A 16,356-nucleotide genomic window follows, 5' to 3' on the forward strand; every position below is an offset into this window, starting at 1 on the left:
CGGTGGCGCGGGGGTTCCTGGAGTCGATGGGCGGCACGCTGACGGCCGAGGACACCCCCGGCGGCGGGCTCACCATGACGGTCACCCTGCGGATGCCCTCGCCGAACGGCTCCACGATCGCGGCGGAGGCCGGTGACGCGACCGTCGTCGCCGCCTCCCTGCGCAACCACTCGGCCGTCGCCCGCTGGCTCACCGACCGGGGGTACGGCACGGCGGACCGCCCCCTCGCCGTGATCGCCGCCGGCGAGCGGTGGCCCGACGGTTCGCTGCGCCCGGCCCTGGAGGACCTGCTCGGCGCGGGCGCCGTCCTCGCCGGACTGCGCGCCGCGGGCCGGCCCACCCTGACCCCCGAGGCGACCGCGGCGGCCACGCTGTGGTCGGCGACGGAGGACCCGGTCGCCGCCTTGCACGGCTGCGACTCGGGCCGTGAACTGTACGCGTACGGCTTTCCGCAGGACGTGGCCGTGGCCGCCGAGACCGACAGCTCGACGACCGTCCCCGTTCTCGTGGACGGCGCATTCCAGGAGGCACCATGACCGACGACGGCATCACCCGGCTCATCGAGATGCTGGACGACCTCGACGCGGACGTCGACGCGACCATCGACCTCGCCGACGAGATCGCGGCGACCGGCGACCGGGCGCTGCTGCCGCGCCTGACGGCCGAGCTCGACCGGGCGATCGCCGAGCGCAACGCGTACGCCCGCGAGCTGCTCGGCGGTGTCGTCGCGGGCGTCGGCGGCACCGGGACCCTCCCGGTCCTGGTGCGGGCCTCGGCCGTCGACCTCGGCGACGACCAGGACGGACTGGCGACCGAGATCGTCGACCTGGTCCAGGCGGACCCGCGGACGGCCCGCGGGCTGCTCCAGCCCCTCACGGAGGACGACGACCTCTCCGTCGCCCACCGCGCCGACTGGGCCCTGCGCTTCCTGCCGTAGCACCGGACGCACGCGAGGAGGCCACGGCCCATCGGCCGTGGCCTCCTCACGTCCGCGCGTACGCGTCCCTAGCGGCGCTTGCCGCCGCCCTCACCGAGCAGCCCGGCCTTGCGCAGGGCGTCGGCCATCGCGCTGTTCGCGGGGGCGGGCGCGCCCGAGCCGCCCGCCTTGCCACCCCGGTCGGACTGGCCGCCCCGGGCCGCCCGGTCGCCGCCCTGGCCGCCCCGGTTCCCCTGGCCGCTCCGCTCGGGCTGACCGCCCCGGCCGCCGCGCTCGCCGCGTCCGCCACCGCCCTGACGCTGCTGCGGAGGCCGCCCGGAGCGCTCGCCCCGCTCGCGCTTCGGCGCGCCGTCCTGGTCGTCCGCGCCGGCCTGGTCGTCCAGGCGCAGCGTCAGCGAGATCCGCTTGCGCGGGACGTCCACGTCCAGGACCTTCACCTTGACCACGTCGCCGGGCTTCACCACGTCGCGCGGGTCCTTGACGAAGGTCTTCGACATCGCCGACACGTGGACGAGGCCGTCCTGGTGCACACCGACGTCCACGAACGCGCCGAACGCGGCCACGTTGGTGACGACCCCCTCCAGGACCATCCCGGACACCAGGTCGCCGATCTTCTCGACGCCCTCCTTGAAGGTGGCGGTCCTGAACGCCGGACGCGGGTCGCGGCCCGGCTTCTCCAGCTCGCGCAGGATGTCCGTCACCGTCGGGAGCCCGAAGGTCTCGTCGACGAAGTCGTCCGCCCGCAGCGAGCGCAGCGTGCCCGTGTCGCCGATGAGCGCGGCGACCTGGCCGCCCGTCTTCTTCACCATCCGGCGCACCACCGGGTACGCCTCCGGGTGCACCGAGGAGGAGTCGAGCGGGTCGTCGCCGTCCCGGATGCGGAGGAAGCCCGCGCACTGCTCGTACGCCTTCGGGCCGAGCCTGGCCACGTCCTTGAGTGCCCGGCGGGAGCGGAAGGGGCCGTTGGCGTCCCGGTGCGCGACGATGTTCTCGGCGAGACCGGAGCTGATGCCCGAGACGCGCGAGAGCAGCGGCGTGGAGGCGGTGTTGACGTCCACGCCGACACCGTTCACACAGTCCTCGACGACCGCGTCGAGGGAGCGCGAGAGCTTCACCTCGGCCAGGTCGTGCTGGTACTGGCCGACGCCGATGGACTTCGGGTCGATCTTCACCAGCTCCGCGAGCGGGTCCTGGAGCCGGCGGGCGATGGAGACGGCGCCCCGCAACGACACGTCGAGGCCGGGGAGTTCCTGCGAGGCGAACGCGGAGGCCGAGTAGACCGAGGCGCCCGCCTCCGAGACCATCACCTTGGTCAGCTTCAGCTCGGGGTGCCTGTCGAGCAGTTCGGCAGCCAGCCTGTCGGTCTCGCGGGAGGCCGTGCCGTTGCCGATCGCGACCAGCTCGACCGCGTGCTCCTTCGCGAGCCGCGCCAGCTTCTCCAGCGCCTGGTCCCACTTGTTGGCGGGGACGTGCGGGTAGATCGTGTCGGTGGCCACGACCTTGCCGGTCGCGTCGACCACGGCGACCTTGACGCCGGTACGGAAACCGGGGTCGAGGCCGAGCGTCGCCCGGGTGCCGGCCGGCGCGGCGAGCAGCAGATCGCGCAGGTTCGCCGCGAACACCCGGACCGCCTCGTCCTCGGCGGCCGTCCGCAGCCGCAGCCGCAGGTCGATCCCGAGGTGGACCAGGATGCGGGTCCGCCAGGCCCAGCGGACGGTGTCCTGGAGCCACTTGTCACCGGGGCGCCCCCGGTCCGCGACGCCGAAGCGGCCCGCGACGACCCCCTCGTACGAGGAGGGGCCGGGGGTCTCGGAGGGCTCCTCCGGCTCCAGGTCCAGGCTGAGCACGTCCTCCTTCTCGCCGCGCAGCAGGGCGAGCACCCGGTGCGAGGGCAGGGCCGTGAAGGGCTCGGTGAAGTCGAAGTAGTCGGCGAACTTCGCTCCCGCCTCCTCCTGCCCGTCCCGCACCTTCGCCACGAGGCGGCCGCGTCCCCACATGCGCTCGCGCAGCTCGCCGATGAGGTCGGCGTCCTCGGAGAACGTCTCGGCGAGGATCGCCCGCGCGCCCTCCAGGGCCGCGGCGGCGTCCGCGACGCCCCGGTCCGCGGCCACGAAGGCCGCGGCGGCGGCCGCCGGCTCCACCGACGGGTCGGCGAGCAGCCCCTCCGCCAGCGGCGCGAGACCGGCCTCACGGGCGATCTGGGCCTTCGTCCGGCGCTTCGGCTTGAAGGGCAGGTAGATGTCCTCCAGGCGCGCCTTGGTGTCGGCCGCCCGGATGCGGGCCTCGAGCTCCTCCGTGAGCTTTCCCTGCTCGCGTACGGAGTCGAGGACCGCCGACCGGCGGTCCTCCAGCTCGCGCAGGTAGCGCAGCCGCTCCTCCAGGGTGCGGAGCTGCGCGTCGTCGAGCATCTCCGTCGCTTCCTTGCGGTAGCGCGCGATGAACGGCACGGTCGAACCGCCGTCGAGCAGCTCGACGGCTGCCTTCACCTGTCGCTCGCGTACGCCGAGTTCCTCGGCGATCCTTGCTTCGATGGACGTCGTCACGGTGTCCCGACTCGCCTTCTCGTGCCTCAAGCTTGCGAGTGCATTGTGCCGGGTCGGTCACCCGTACGCGGCAACCGACCCGTCCCGCGCGCGTCCCGCGGCCTCCCGCGCGCCCCCGCTCACCCCTTGCCGACGAGGTCCGCCGGGAAGGCGCCCGCGCCTGCCGCCGTGATGAGGAAGCCGCGTCCCAGCTCGGTGAGCCGCTCGACGCCGGCCGCTCCGAGGTGTTCGTAGGGGGCCGAGTCCAGGCGGTCGGTGTGCTCCTCGAGCTCGGCGCGCAGGGCCGTGCCCGCCTCGGTCAGCTCGCCGTCGGCGCCGAGCAGCCCGCGCCCGCGCAGCCGCTCCACCGCCGCCTCCCAGTCGGCGCGCCGCCAGCCGCGGGAGCCGAGGACCCAGCGGGGGGCCATGCCCTTGCCGGTGGCGGTGTGGGAGGCGAGGGCCTCGACGGGGTCGAGCCCGGCGGAGAGCAGGGCGGCGAGGTGCCCGTCGCCCCGGTGCTCCCGCAGCAGGGTGGCGGCGTGCCAGTACGCGAGGTGGGGCTCCTCGGGGACCGGCAGGTCGGCGTTGGCCGAGTAGAGGGGCCGGGCGTGCCGGGTGCAGGCCTCGGCGGCCCGCAGGGCGAGCCGCGCGGCCTCGGCCATCTCGGGGGAGGAGACGGTGTCCTCGCCGAGCAGCCTGCGCAGGGTCGCGTCCGCGGTGCGCAGCCGCGCGTCCAGGACCTGGGCGGGGGAGGCGGTCTCCCAGACGGCCGGGAGGTGCCGGGCGAGCAGCTCGTGGTTGTAGTTGTAGAAGGTCGCGGCGACGGTGCCGGCGCCCACCGCGCCGAGCGCGGCGCTGCGCGCGGCGAGCCGCATCGCGCTCTGGTCGGTGAATCCGAGGGCGCCGAACTCGCGGTCGAGGTCGGGCGAGAAGTAGAGCGTGGAGTGCAGCGGGTTGAGGGCGTTGTGGCAGCGGCGTCCCGCGCGCGGCGGCAGAGCAGTCGTCATGCCCCGAAGGTTACCGACTGGTCGGTACGACGGGAACAGTCGGTTCTCCTCCGGCCTGGGCCCCCACCATGGCAGAAAAGGTGGGGTCGGCGTCATTGCGGCCGTCATGGCCCCCTCCCAGGATGGAGCCATGACGCAGCGACCCGTACTCGTCGTCCTCTTCGACGGCGTCCAGAGCCTCGACGTCACCGGCCCCGTCGAGGTGTTCGCCGGTGCCGCCCGGGCCGCCGGCGACCCGGACGCGTACCCGATCCGCACCGCCTCGTTGGACGGCGGCCCGGTCCGTACGCACAGCGGACTGCGTCTGCTCCCCGACACCACCCTCGACGCGGCGGTCGCCGACGGAGCCCCGCACACCCTCGTCGTCCCCGGCGGCGAGGGCACCCGCGCACCCGACCCGGCCCTGATCGAGTGGCTGCGCGTCCACGCCCCCGGCGCCGGACGCCTGGTCTCCGTCTGCACGGGGGCGCTGCTCCTCGCCGAGGCCGGGCTCCTCGACGGACACCGGGCGACGACCCACTGGATCGCCTGCGACCACCTCGCCCGCCACTACCCCGAGGTCGAGGTGGACCCCGACCCCATCTTCGTCCGGGACGGGCGCCTCGCCACCTCCGCGGGGGTGACCGCCGGCATCGACCTGGCGCTCGCCCTCGTCGAGGAGGACCTCGGCCGGGACGTGGCCCTCGGCGTCGCCCGCCACCTGGTCGTCTTTCTGCGCCGCCCGGGCAACCAGGCCCAGTTCAGCGCCCAGCTGGCCGCCCAGACCGCCCGCCGGGAGCCGCTGCGCGACCTCCAGGCATGGATCACCGAGCACCCCGAGGGGGACCTCTCCGTCGAGGCGCTGGCCGCCCGCGCCCGGCTCTCGCCCCGCCACTTCGCCCGCGCCTTCCACGCGGAGACCGGCGCGACCCCCGGCCGCTACGTCGACCGCGTACGGCTCGAACACGCCCGCCGCCTCCTGGAGGAGACCTCGCGCGGGGTCGAGGAGGTCGCCCGCGCCTCGGGCTACGGCACCCCCGAGGCGATGCGCCGCGCCTTCACCAGGGCCCTGGGCACCGCACCCGCCGACTACCGCCGCCGCTTCCACGCACCCGTCAGCTGAAAGGGACCACCGTGCAGATCGCCGTCCTGCTCTACCAGGGCTTCACCACGCTCGACGCCGTCGGCCCGTACGAACTCCTCGCCCGCCTCCCCGGGGCCGAGACCGTCTTCGTGGCCAAGGAGACCGGGCCCGTCCGCAACGACCAGGGCAGCCTCGCCCTCGTCGCCGACAGGAGCCTCGCCGAGGTCCCGAGCCCCGACATCGTCCTGGTCCCGGGCGGGCCCGACTCCCGGGAGGCGATGAACGACCCGGAGATCCGGGCCTGGCTCCGTACCGCCGACGAGACCAGCACCTGGACCACCTCGGTCTGCACCGGCTCCCTGATCCTGGCCGCCGCCGGGGTCCTCTCCGGCCGCCGCGCCACGACCCACTGGCTCGCGTACGAGGAGCTCAGGGCGCTGGGCGTCGAACCCACCGGCGAGCGGGTCGTCTTCGACGGCAAGTACGTCACCGCCGCCGGCGTCTCCTCCGGCATCGACATGGCGCTGCACCTGCTCGGCCGGATCGCCGGGGACGAGGTGGCCCAGACGATCCAGCTGCTCACCGAGTACGACCCGCAGCCGCCCTACGACGCGGGTTCGCCGGAGAAGGCGCCGGCCGCGGTCGTGGCGCGCTGGCGGGGCGAGAAGGCGGAGACCCTCGACCGGTAGGCCGGCCCCCGAGCCGGCCGGGCCGTCCCCGGGGTCAGCTCCCGTAGGTGAAACGGGGCGCCCGGCGTTCCAGGAAGGCGGCGACACCCTCAGCGGTGTCGCCGCTGCCGCGCGCCTGCTCCGCCCAGTGGGCGTCCCGGTCCAGACGTCCGTCGGCGAACTCCTTGGCCGCCGCCTGGGTCAGCAGCGAGCGCGAGGCCAGCACCCGGGCGAACTCGGCGACCCGCTTGTCCAGCTCGCCCACCGGGTGCAGCTCGTCCACGAACCCGGTCCGCAGCGCCCGCCCGGCGTCGATCAGCTCACCCGAGAACAGCAGGTACTTGGCGGCCGAGGGCCCCACCAGGGCGGCGAGCCTGCGGGTCGAGGAGGACGGGTAGACGATGCCGAGCTTCGACGGGGTGATCCCGAAGCGGGCGCCCTCCTCGGCGAACCGCAGGTCGCACGCGGCGGCCAGCTGGCTGCCGCCCCCGACGCAGAAGCCCCGCACGGCGGCCAGGGTGGGCCGGGGGAAGGCCGCGAGCGCCTCCTCGGCCCGAACCGCGAGCGTCTGCTGCTCGTCGCCGGGCTCCCGGAGCGCCGAGATGTCGGCGCCGGCGCAGAAGGTGTCGCCCTCGCCCGTCAGCACCAGGACCCGCACCGAGGGATCGGCGGCGAGCCGGTCCAGCACGCCGGGCAGCGCCCGCCACATGCCGGCGCTCATCGCGTTGCGCTTGGCCGGGTTGGCGATGACGACGGTGGCGATCCCGTCCGCGACGGTGTCCCTCAGCTGCGGCTCCATGGGCCGGATGCTATCCGCCGCACCCGAACGTACGATCAAGAAGGGGTCGCTCCGAGGAGGCACGGCATGGCCAAGGACGCCCGCGCGACGCACGAGGACCCGGACCCCCTCCGGGAGATGGCACGCGAGGGGAAACGGCTCAACCGCAGCTTCAGCTGGCTCGCCGCGCTGGGCATCCTGCTCGTCGTCGGCGGTGTCGTCGGCCTGGTCTACACGGGCCTCGCCACCCTGACCTCGATGCTGCTCTTCGGCTGGCTGCTGCTGATCGGCGGTGTCGTGGGGCTGCTCCAGGCGATCCAGTCGCGGGGCACCAGCTACTTCTGGCTCGCCGCGGTCGTGGCCGCCCTGAACATCGCCGCGGGCGTCGTGGTGATCCGTCACCCGGAGGGCTCGGCGGAGGCGCTGACGATGTTCGCCGCCCTGCTCTTCCTGACCGGTGGTCTCTTCCGGCTGGTCGGCAGCGTGGTGGTGCGCGGTCCGCAGTTCGGCTGGACGCTCCTGCAGGGGGCCTTCGGCCTGCTCCTCGGTCTGCTGGTCCTGTTCGACTGGCCGCAGAGCAGTCGGTACGTCCTCGGGGTGTTCTTCTCGCTCGCGCTGCTCTTCGACGGCCTCGGCCTGATCGCGATCGGGGTGGGCGGCCGAAGGATCGTCAGTATGGTGACCCCGGCCGCCCCGGCCCCGGCCGCTGTGACGCCCCCGGCCCCGGCCGCCCCGGCCCAGGGCGCCCCGGCCTCGGACTCCGTGGCGCCCCCGGAGGCGTCAGAAAGCGCGCCCGATCAGTCGAACAACTGACATGGGCATACTCACCCGATCAGAAGGTGGCCGATAAGTGTCGACTTCTGGTCAGTAGGTCGGTCTGCCCACGCGCATTGCCAAGACTCGATCCGTGGCGAGAATCGAGCACGAGGGTGGGAACCGGACCGTGGAGAACCACGGGGGTGGCCCCGCCCGGCAACCGTCCTACGAAGGAGTCTGGCGCTTCACCGCTGCCGCGGTCGACGTCTCCGTCCCGCAGGCCCGGCACGCCGTACGCGACCTGCTGGTCCGCCAGGACGTTCCGCTCCATGAGGAGATCATGGACGGCCTGCTCCTGATCGTCTCCGAGCTGGTCACCAACGCCGTGCGGCACGCGGCGCTGCTCTCCCCGGAGATAGCGGTGGAGGTGGCCATCGGCCCCGAGTGGATCAGGGTGTCCGTCGAGGACAACCACCCGTACCGCCCCAAGGCGCTCGAGGCGGACTACGGGCAGACGGGCGGGCGCGGACTGCTGCTGGTCCGCGAGATCGCCCAGGAGGCCGGCGGCGCCTGCGACGTCGAGCACACCGCGAGCGGCGGCAAGATCATCTGGGCGGCGCTGCCCCTGGCCCCGATGGCACCGGGGCCGGGAGCGGCGATCCACGCGCCGATGGTCACCAGCCCCCGGACGGACCCGTCAGCTCCCTGACGGCCGGACGCGCCGCGTCGAGCACCGTCATGAACCAGGCGGAGAACGGCGCGGCGGCGTGACGCTCGGCCAGTTCGGCGGCGGTCACGAAGGCGGTGTCCTCGATCTCCTCCGGGTCCGGCCGGGGCTCGGCCTGCACCAGGCCGACGAAGAGGTGGTTGAACTCCTGCTCGACCAGGCCCGAGGCCGGGTCCGGGTGGTTGTAGCGGACGGTGCCCGCCTCCGCGAGCAGCGTGGGCGAGACGCCGAGCTCCTCGAAGGTCCGGCGGGCCGCTGCGGCGAACGGCGCCTCGCCCGGGTAGGGGTGGCCGCAGCAGGTGTTCGACCAGACGCCGGGGGAGTGGTACTTGCCGAGCGCGCGGCGCTGGAGCAGCATGCGGCCCGACTCGTCGAAGAGGAAGACGGAGAAGGCGCGGTGCAGCTGGCCGGGCGCCTGGTGGGCGGCGAGCTTCTCGGCCGTGCCGATGGTCGTCCCGTCCTCGTCGACCAGTTCGAGCATGATCGGCGCCGGGGCTCCGGACGGCTGGACACCGTTCGACGTGATCTCGGGCGAGATCTGAGCCGCGGTGGCTGGTGTGGTCGGCATACCCATCCTTCGCTTCGGTCCTCGCCCCGGTGGGGCCACCTCAGTCTGCCGTACAAAAGCGGCTTGTCCGTACTTCGGCGGCCGGACGTGGCCGCTCCCGCCGCACCGGAGTACCACCGGCGCGGCGGGAGCGGAAGGGCGGCGCGGGGCGGCTACACCCCGAAAGCCCCCGGATAGACGATCGTGCCGGACGGAACGGGCGCGGAGTCGTCCAGGACGAGGGCCATCATCGCCTCGTCCGGCACCTCGAAACCTGGCTTGATTCCATGCTCAGACGCACGTGCGAACCCGAACCTCCGGTAGTACTCCGGATCGCCCAGGACGAGCACCAGCGGCTCGCCCCGCAGCCGCGCGGCGTCGAGCACCGCGCGGACGACGGCCTGTCCGGCCCCCGACCGCTGGTGCGCGGGGGCCACCGCGACCGGGGCGAGCGCCGCCGCGGGGGCGCCGCCCACCCGGCAGCGGGTGATCAGGGCGTGCGCCACGACCGAGCCGTCGGGTGCCTCGGCCACGTAGGACAGGCCGGGGAGCCAGGCGTCGGGGTCGCGCCGGAGCGCGTCGACGAGGTCCGCCTCCGCCTCCGATCCGAAGGCGGCCGCCACCAGCGACCGGATCACCGGCGCGTCCTCGGCGGTCTCGGGCCGGGTGATCCGGCGCGGGTCGGCGGGCCGCAGGACGAATCCGGCGTACCCGTAGTCGGCACCGTGCTCGCGCCGCAGGGCGATCTCGGCGCGGGCGCCGGCCACCGCCCCGGCCATGCCGGGCCGGGTGGTGTCCGCCGCGTCGGCGCGGGCGGCGAGCGGACCGTAGTACTCGTCCCAGTCGCTCCCGGGCTGGGTGAAGGTGCCCAGGACGTGGTAGCCGGCCGCGACCGCGGCCGCCGCGTTCCCGGTGACGGTACGGAGCGGGTAGTGCTCCTCCCAGAAGGCGCGGGCCACGGGGCCCGGCTCCCCGGTGGTCCAGACGCACTCGGTGAGCACCAGGGTGCCTCCGGGCGCGAGCAGCCTGCGCCACTCGGCGAGGGCCCGGTCGAAGCCGAGGACGAAGACCGAGCTCTCGGCCCAGACCAGGTCGAAGGAGCCGTCCGGGAACGGCAGCGCGCCCATGTCGGCGCGGAGGGTGTGGATCGAGCCGTCGAGACCGCGGTCCGCGGCGGACCGCCGCAGCTCCGCGAGGAACGGTTCGTGGAGGTCGACGGCGGTCACCTCGGCGCCCGCCTCGGCGGCCAGGAGCAGGGCGGAACGGCCGGGGCCGCAGCCCAGGTCGAGCACGCGCGGGCGCTCGGGGAGCGGTCCGCAGAGCGCGAGGAGCCGGCGGGTGGTGGCGTCGGAGCCGGGACCCTGCCGCGGAAGACCGTGGTGCAGGGCGAAGAAGGAGTCGTGCGAGGCGTTGTCGGACAACGTGGGAAACCCTTGGTGAGAGGGCTCCGGCCGACGACGTGACGGACCGGTGGGAACCGGGATCAGGTCAGCCGGAGACCCGGAGGCTGAGGAAGGACCGGGTGCTGCCGCTGGGGGCAGCCTCCATCGTGACGGTCATCAACCTCAGCTCCTCTCTCCACACGTTCGTACGAAAAGACTAACAGCCGGCGCCGGCCCTCACAGACAGAGCTTCGCCTCGTGCTCCGCGTGCCCGACCGGCTCCAGCTGGAAGGTGCAGTGCTCCACGTCGAAGTGCGAGCCCAGGCACCCCTGCAGGGCGTGCAGCATTTTCTCGTGCCCGACCGAGTCGAGCGCGCCCTGGTCCACGACCACGTGCGCCGAGAGCACCGGCATCCCCGAGGTGATCGTCCAGGCGTGCAGGTCGTGCACGTCCTCGACCCCCGGCAGGGCCAGGATGTGCGCCCGCACCTCCGCCATGTCGACGCCCTTGGGGGCGGCCTCCAGGAGCACGTCCAGGGTCTCCCGCAGCAGCTTGACCGTGCGCGGGACGATCATCAGGCCGATCACGATCGAGGCGATCGGGTCGGCGTACTGCCAGCCCGTGGTCAGGATGATCGTGGCCGCGACGATCACCGTGACCGAGCCCAGCGCGTCCGCGAGCACCTCCAGGTACGCGCCGCGCACGTTGAGGCTCTCCTTCTGGCCCCGCATGAGGAGCGACAGCGAGACGACGTTGGCGACCAGACCGATCAGCGCGAAGGTGATCGCCAGACCGCCCTTGGTCTCGGCCGGCTCGACGAACCGCTGGATCGCCTCGTACAGCACGTATCCGCCGACGACGAGCAGCAGCAGACAGTTGGCGAGCGCCGCCAGGATCTCGGCCCGCGCGAACCCGAAGGTGCGGTTCCCCGAGGGCGGCCGGTTGGCGAAGTGGATCGCGAGCAGTGCCATCGCGAGGCCGACCGCGTCCGTCGCCATGTGCGCCGCGTCGGCGATCAGGGCGAGCGAGTCGGAGACCAGGCCGCCGATGATCTCGATCACCATCACGGAGAGCGTGATGCCGAGCGCGATGCGCAACCTGTTCTTGTACGCGGCCCCGGCCGTGCCCGTCGGCGCCGGGCCGCCGTGACTGTGTCCGTGGTCGTGTCCAGCCCCCATGGCATGGCCTCCAGATCGTGTCGTCCTCAGGTGCCCCGAGTGGCCAGTGAACTACGGGTGGGGGGTATGTGCAACACGGTACTGAACACCGTTGTCATATGCTCTGACCTGCGACGATGCAATCGGGCCCGACCGTGGCGAGAAGGCGGCGGCAGGAGCCCCCGGGGTGGCGCCGGAGCGTGGTTTGTGAGGGGGGCCGCCGATCACCCATGATGATCACCACCGGACGGGGCGCACCCGCGAGGACACGGGTGGGCCTGGGGGAGTCCTGGCCGCCAAGCCTCGGTGAACTCGCGCTCCTGTTCATCCGATAGCCTCAGCCGACGTGTCGCCGCCCGGTGCCGGGCCGCACCGCCGCGCCCGGGGCCGCCATGGGCCCCGCCGGCCCCTCCGTCAGCTCCAAGGAGTGAGTTCGTCTGTCGACCGCCATCCTCACCGGACCGCCGGCACCCGGATCCTCGCTCGACGGAGATCTCCGGTCGCTCGGCTTCGACGTCAGGGCCGCGTCCGGCCCCGACGAGGCCGGCGCCCTGCTGGCCGCCGTCCCGGCGGGCGAGCGCGTCGCGCTCGTCGACCCCCGGTTCGTCGGACACCTGCACGCGCTGCGCCTCACCCTCACCGACCCCCGGTTCCCCGCGGCCGCCGCACCCGGCGCGCTCACCGCGCAGGGCGAGGCCCGCCCCGCGCTCACCCGCGCCCTGACCGCCGCCGGGACCCCCGGCGCCGCGGACGACCTCACCGGCACGCTCGCCGACGCCCTCGACGCCGACGGCGTCGCCGTGCACCGGCCGCAGCTCGGCACCCTGGTCGCCACCGTCCCCACCGACGCCGAGACCCGCCACGCGGCGCGCGCCGCCGTCGACGCCGTCGACGACGAGGCCGTCCGCCTGCGCTCGGCCGTCAAGGCCCACGACGGCTTCTTCACCACCTTCTTCATCAGCCCGTACTCGCGCTACATCGCCCGCTGGTGCGCGCGCCGCGGACTGACCCCCAACCAGGTCACCACCGCCTCGCTGCTCACCGCCCTGATCGCGGCCGGCTTCGCGGCCACGGGGACCCGGGGCGGTTACGTCGCCGCGGGCGTCCTGCTCCTCGTCTCCTTCGTGCTCGACTGCACCGACGGCCAGCTCGCCCGGTACGCGCTGAAGTACTCGACGATGGGCGCCTGGCTCGACGCCACCTTCGACCGCGCCAAGGAGTACGCCTTCTACGCCGGCCTCGCCCTCGGCGCGGCCCGCGACGGCGACGACGTCTGGGCCCTGGCGCTGGGCGCGATGGTCCTGATGACCTGCCGGCACGTCGTGGACTTCTCGTTCAACGAGGCCAACCACGACGCCACCGCCAACACCAGCCCCACCGCGGCCCTCTCCGGCCGGCTCGACAGCCTCGGCTGGACCGTCTGGGCCCGCCGCATGATCATCCTGCCGATCGGCGAGCGCTGGGCGATGATCGCCGTCCTCACCGCCTTCACCACCCCCCGGATCGTCTTCTGGGCGCTGATCGTCGGCTGCGCCTTCGGCGCCTGCTACACCACGGCCGGCCGCGTCCTGCGCTCCCTGACCCGCAAGGCCAGGCGCACCGACCGGGCCGCCCAGGCCCTGGCGGACCTCGCGGACTCCGGCCCGCTCGCCGGGATCGTCGCCCGCGTCCTCGGCCGCGGCGGCCTGCGCGCCCCCGGAGTCGTGCTCGCGGCCGTCGCCACCGGCGCGCTCCTGGCCACGGTCCTGGCCCGGCCCTTCGGCGACCGCCAGATCGTGATCATCGCGGTCTTCTACGTGGTCCTGGCCGGCGCGGCCGTCGCCCGCCCCCTCAAGGGCGCCCTCGACTGGCTCGTACCCCCGCTCTTCCGCGCCGCCGAGTACACCACCGTGCTCGTGCTCGCCGCCCGCTCGGACTCCCCGCACGCCCTTCCGGCGGCGTTCGGGCTGGTCGCGGCGGTCGCCTACCATCACTACGACACGGTGTACCGCATTCGCGGAGGCACCGGCGCGCCGCCCGCCTGGCTGGTGCGCGTCACCGGCGGACACGAGGGGCGCACGCTCCTGGTGACCGTCCTCGCCGCCACGCTGGCGGACCGCGGTGACGACTTCACCCTGGCACTGACCGCTCTCGCGGTGGCCGTCGCGCTCGTGGTGCTCGTGGAGTCCGTCCGCTTCTGGGTCTCCTCCGGAGCACCCGCCGTTCACGACGAAGGAGAAACAGCATGATCGGTCTCGTACTGGCAGCCGGTGCCGGACGGCGTCTGCGCCCCTACACCGACACCCTTCCGAAGGCCCTCGTGCCGGTCGACGGCGAGACCACGGTCCTCGACCTCACGCTGAAGAACTTCGCCGAGATCGGTCTCACCGAGGTCGCGATCGTCGTCGGCTACCGCAAGGAGGCCGTCTACGACCGCAAGGAGGCCCTGGAGGCGAAGTACGGGCTCAAGCTCACCCTCGTCGACAACGACAAGGCCGAGGAGTGGAACAACGCCTACTCCCTGTGGTGCGCCCGTGAGGTCCTCAAGCGCGGTGTGATCCTCGCCAATGGCGACACCGTGCACCCCGTCTCCGTCGAGAAGACGCTGCTCGCCGCCCGCGGCGACGGCAAGAAGATCATCCTCGCCCTCGACACGGTGAAGAGCCTCGCCGACGAGGAGATGAAGGTCATCACCGCCGAGGGCAAGGGCGTCCAGCGCATCACCAAGCTGATGGACCCGGCCACCGCCACCGGCGAGTACATCGGTGTCACCCTCATCGAGGCCGAGGCCGCCGAGGAGCTCGCGGACGCCCTCAAGGCGACCTTCGAGCGCGACCCCGACCTCTACTACGAGGACGGCTACCAGGAGCTCGTCAACCGCGGCTTCACCGTCGACGTCGAGCCCATCGGCGACGTCAAGTGGGTCGAGATCGACAACCACGACGACCTCGCGAAGGGCCGTGAGATCGCGTGCCAGTACTGACCCGGCTGATCCCCTCGCCGGTCGTCGTCGACATCCGCCGGGGAGCGCTGGACGACCTGTCCGCGCTCCTCGCGGACCAGCGGATCTCCAGCAACGGCAAGATCGCCGTCGCCATCAGCGGCGGCTCGGGCCTGAAGCTGCGTGACCACTTCGCCCCCGAGCTGCCCGGTGCCGACTGGTACCCGGTCGCCGGCGGCACCATCGACGAGGCCGTGAAGCTCGCCGACGCCATGCGCGGCAAGCGGTACGACGCCGTGGTCGCCCTCGGCGGCGGCAAGATCATCGACGTGACGAAGTACGCGGCGGCCCGGGTCGGGCTGCCGCTGGTGGCGATCGCCACCAACCTGTCGCACGACGGGATCTGCTCCCCGATCTCCACCCTGGACAACGACAACGGCCGGGGTTCGTACGGTGTGCCCACCCCGATCGCCCTCGTCATCGACCTGGACGTGATCAGGGACGCGCCGGTCCGCTTCGTGCGCTCCGGCATCGGCGACGCGATCTCCAACCTCTCCGCGATCGCCGACTGGGAGCTCTCCCACCAGGTGACCGGCGAGCCCGTCGACGGCCTCGCGGCCGCCATGGCCCGCAGCGCCGGCGAGGCCGTGCTCCGCCACCCCGGCGGCGTCGGGGACGACGACTTCCTCGTCACCCTCTCCGAGGGCCTGGTGATGTCCGGCATCGCCATGTCGATCAGCGGGGACAGCCGCCCCTCCTCGGGCGCCTGCCACGAGATCAGCCACGCCTTCGACCTGCTCTTCCCGACCCGCGCCGCCAGCCACGGCGAGCAGTGCGGCCTCGGCGCGGCCTTCGCCATGCACCTGCGCGGCGCCCACGACGGCTCGGCCCGGATGGTCGAGACCCTGCGCCGGCACGGACTGCCCGTCCTGCCGGAGGAGATGGGCTTCACCGTGGACGAGTTCGTCCAGGCGGTGTCCTTCGCCCCGCAGACCCGGCCGGGCCGCTTCACCATCCTCGAACACCTCGACCTGTCCGACGACGAGATCAGGGACGCGTACGCCGACTATGCCAAAGCCATCCGTAGCTGAGCTCCGCCCGGTCGTCCACCCCCCGGGTGTGAAGGACCGGCGCAGCGGGGAGCACTGGGGCGGCCGCCTGTACATGCGGGAGATCTCGCTCAGGATCACCCGGCAGCTCGTCGGCACCAGGATCACGCCGAACCAGCTCACGTACGTGATGACCCTCGCGGGCGTCCTCGCGGCACCGGCCCTGCTGGTGCCCGGCATCCCCGGGGCGCTGCTCGGCGCGCTCATGGTCCAGCTCTACCTGCTGCTCGACTGCGTCGACGGCGAGGTGGCCCGCTGGAAGAAGCAGTTCTCGCTCGCCGGCGTCTACCTGGACCGGGTCGGCGCCTACCTGTGCGACGCGGCCGTGCTCGTCGGCTTCGGCCTGCGCGCCGCCGACCTGTGGGGCTCGGGCCGGATCGACTGGCTCTGGGCCTTCCTCGGCACCCTCGCCGCCCTCGGCGCCATCCTGATCAAGGCCGAGACCGACCTCGTCGGTGTCGCCCGGCACCAGGGCGGACTGCCGCCGGTCAAGGAGGCCGCCTCCGAGCCGCGCTCCTCCGGCATGGCGCTGGCCCGCCGGGCCGCCGGGGCGCTCAAGTTCCACCGGCTCGTCCTCGGCATCGAGGCCTCGCTGCTGATCGTGCTCCTGGCCATCGCGGACCAGGTCAGGGGAGACCTGTTCTTCACCCGTCTCGGTGTCGCCGTCCTGGCCGGCATCGCGCTGCTCCAGACCGTGCTCCACCTGGTGTCGATCATGGTCTCCAGCAGGCTGAAGTGAGGCCGGCCGTGAGCGCGCCGCTCAAGGTGGGAGCCGTCGTCAT

16 protein-coding genes are annotated in these 16,356 nt (G+C 73.4%); 10 read left to right on the plus strand and 6 right to left on the minus strand.

Translation table 11 applies throughout. The features are described from left to right. Positions 1 to 536, plus strand: a 536-nt coding sequence (locus tag ABT129_RS25740) for a 2-phosphosulfolactate phosphatase (protein WP_351906050.1), incomplete at its 5' end; no start/stop codon positions are given. Further along, complete coding sequence (locus tag ABT129_RS25745; RefSeq protein WP_351906053.1) at positions 533 to 937, plus strand: hypothetical protein; 405 nt, start codon at positions 533 to 535, stop codon at positions 935 to 937. The genes ABT129_RS25740 and ABT129_RS25745, both read left to right, overlap by 4 nt. A 68-nt stretch (positions 938 to 1,005) precedes the next feature. Here the strand turns inward: ABT129_RS25745 and ABT129_RS25750 are convergent, their stop codons facing one another. Next, a complete protein-coding gene (locus ABT129_RS25750) occupies positions 1,006 to 3,480 on the minus strand; it encodes a Tex family protein (RefSeq protein WP_351906056.1) in 2,475 nt (824 codons plus the stop codon). Between the two features lie 119 nt (positions 3,481 to 3,599). Beyond that, positions 3,600 to 4,466, minus strand: a complete 867-nt coding sequence (locus ABT129_RS25755) for an SCO6745 family protein (protein ID WP_351906059.1) — start codon at positions 4,464 to 4,466, stop codon at positions 3,600 to 3,602. A 130-nt stretch (positions 4,467 to 4,596) separates the two neighbouring features. On the opposite strand from ABT129_RS25755, the gene ABT129_RS25760 reads away from it, so the two are divergent. Both ABT129_RS25760 and ABT129_RS25765 read left to right on the plus strand, forming a co-directional pair. Continuing rightward, complete coding sequence (locus ABT129_RS25760; protein WP_351906062.1) at positions 4,597 to 5,568, plus strand: GlxA family transcriptional regulator; 972 nt, start codon at positions 4,597 to 4,599, stop codon at positions 5,566 to 5,568. Positions 5,569 to 5,579: 11 nt separating this feature from the next. Further along, positions 5,580 to 6,218, plus strand: coding sequence for a DJ-1/PfpI family protein (locus tag ABT129_RS25765; protein WP_351906065.1), 639 nt, complete (start codon positions 5,580 to 5,582; stop codon positions 6,216 to 6,218). A 34-nt stretch (positions 6,219 to 6,252) separates the two neighbouring features. Here the strand turns inward: ABT129_RS25765 and ABT129_RS25770 are convergent, their stop codons facing one another. Continuing rightward, the gene (locus ABT129_RS25770) at positions 6,253 to 6,996 is read right to left on the minus strand and encodes an enoyl-CoA hydratase/isomerase family protein (protein ID WP_351906068.1); all 744 of its coding nucleotides are present in this window, start codon (positions 6,994 to 6,996) and stop codon (positions 6,253 to 6,255) included. A gap of 66 nt (positions 6,997 to 7,062) precedes the next feature. On the opposite strand from ABT129_RS25770, the gene ABT129_RS25775 reads away from it, so the two are divergent. Continuing rightward, a complete protein-coding gene (locus tag ABT129_RS25775) occupies positions 7,063 to 7,788 on the plus strand; it encodes an HdeD family acid-resistance protein (protein ID WP_351906071.1) in 726 nt (241 codons plus the stop codon). A gap of 94 nt (positions 7,789 to 7,882) precedes the next feature. Beyond that, positions 7,883 to 8,440, plus strand: coding sequence for an ATP-binding protein (locus tag ABT129_RS25780; protein WP_502981905.1), 558 nt, complete (start codon positions 7,883 to 7,885; stop codon positions 8,438 to 8,440). Here the strand turns inward: ABT129_RS25780 and idi are convergent. The 3 genes from idi to ABT129_RS25795 all read right to left on the minus strand — a co-directional run bounded on the left by idi (position 8,406) and on the right by ABT129_RS25795 (position 11,566). Next, positions 8,406 to 9,026, minus strand: coding sequence for an isopentenyl-diphosphate Delta-isomerase (gene idi / locus ABT129_RS25785; RefSeq protein WP_351906074.1), 621 nt, complete (start codon positions 9,024 to 9,026; stop codon positions 8,406 to 8,408). The two genes, ABT129_RS25780 and idi, sit on opposite strands and share 35 nt — an antisense overlap. A 152-nt stretch (positions 9,027 to 9,178) precedes the next feature. After that, the gene (locus ABT129_RS25790) at positions 9,179 to 10,426 is read right to left on the minus strand and encodes a bifunctional class I SAM-dependent methyltransferase/N-acetyltransferase (RefSeq protein ID WP_351906077.1); all 1,248 of its coding nucleotides are present in this window, start codon (positions 10,424 to 10,426) and stop codon (positions 9,179 to 9,181) included. Positions 10,427 to 10,624: 198 nt separating this feature from the next. Further along, positions 10,625 to 11,566, minus strand: coding sequence for a cation diffusion facilitator family transporter (locus tag ABT129_RS25795; RefSeq protein WP_351906080.1), 942 nt, complete (start codon positions 11,564 to 11,566; stop codon positions 10,625 to 10,627). Positions 11,567 to 11,982: 416 nt separating this feature from the next. On the opposite strand from ABT129_RS25795, the gene ABT129_RS25800 reads away from it, so the two are divergent. The 4 genes from ABT129_RS25800 to ABT129_RS25815 are packed head-to-tail and all read left to right on the plus strand — an operon-like array spanning position 11,983 to position 16,313. Beyond that, on the plus strand, positions 11,983 to 13,773 hold the full coding sequence (locus tag ABT129_RS25800) for a DUF5941 domain-containing protein (RefSeq protein WP_351906221.1): 1,791 nt from the start codon (positions 11,983 to 11,985) through the stop codon (positions 13,771 to 13,773). Further along, positions 13,770 to 14,507 (plus strand): phosphocholine cytidylyltransferase family protein, encoded by a 738-nt coding sequence (locus ABT129_RS25805; RefSeq protein WP_030313679.1) that lies wholly within the window; start codon positions 13,770 to 13,772, stop codon positions 14,505 to 14,507. Before ABT129_RS25800 ends, ABT129_RS25805 begins: the two co-directional genes overlap by 4 nt. Beyond that, on the plus strand, positions 14,495 to 15,556 hold the full coding sequence (locus tag ABT129_RS25810; protein WP_351906083.1) for an iron-containing alcohol dehydrogenase family protein: 1,062 nt from the start codon (positions 14,495 to 14,497) through the stop codon (positions 15,554 to 15,556). The genes ABT129_RS25805 and ABT129_RS25810 overlap by 13 nt, the downstream gene beginning before the upstream one ends. After that, on the plus strand, positions 15,534 to 16,313 hold the full coding sequence (locus ABT129_RS25815) for a CDP-alcohol phosphatidyltransferase family protein (RefSeq protein WP_351906086.1): 780 nt from the start codon (positions 15,534 to 15,536) through the stop codon (positions 16,311 to 16,313). The genes ABT129_RS25810 and ABT129_RS25815 overlap by 23 nt, the downstream gene beginning before the upstream one ends. The last annotated feature ends 43 nt before the right edge of the window (positions 16,314 to 16,356 follow it).

Origin of the sequence: Streptomyces sp. NPDC002057 (assembly GCF_040296665.1) — a bacterium.
In the GTDB taxonomy this organism is placed as follows: domain Bacteria; phylum Actinomycetota; class Actinomycetes; order Streptomycetales; family Streptomycetaceae; genus Streptomyces.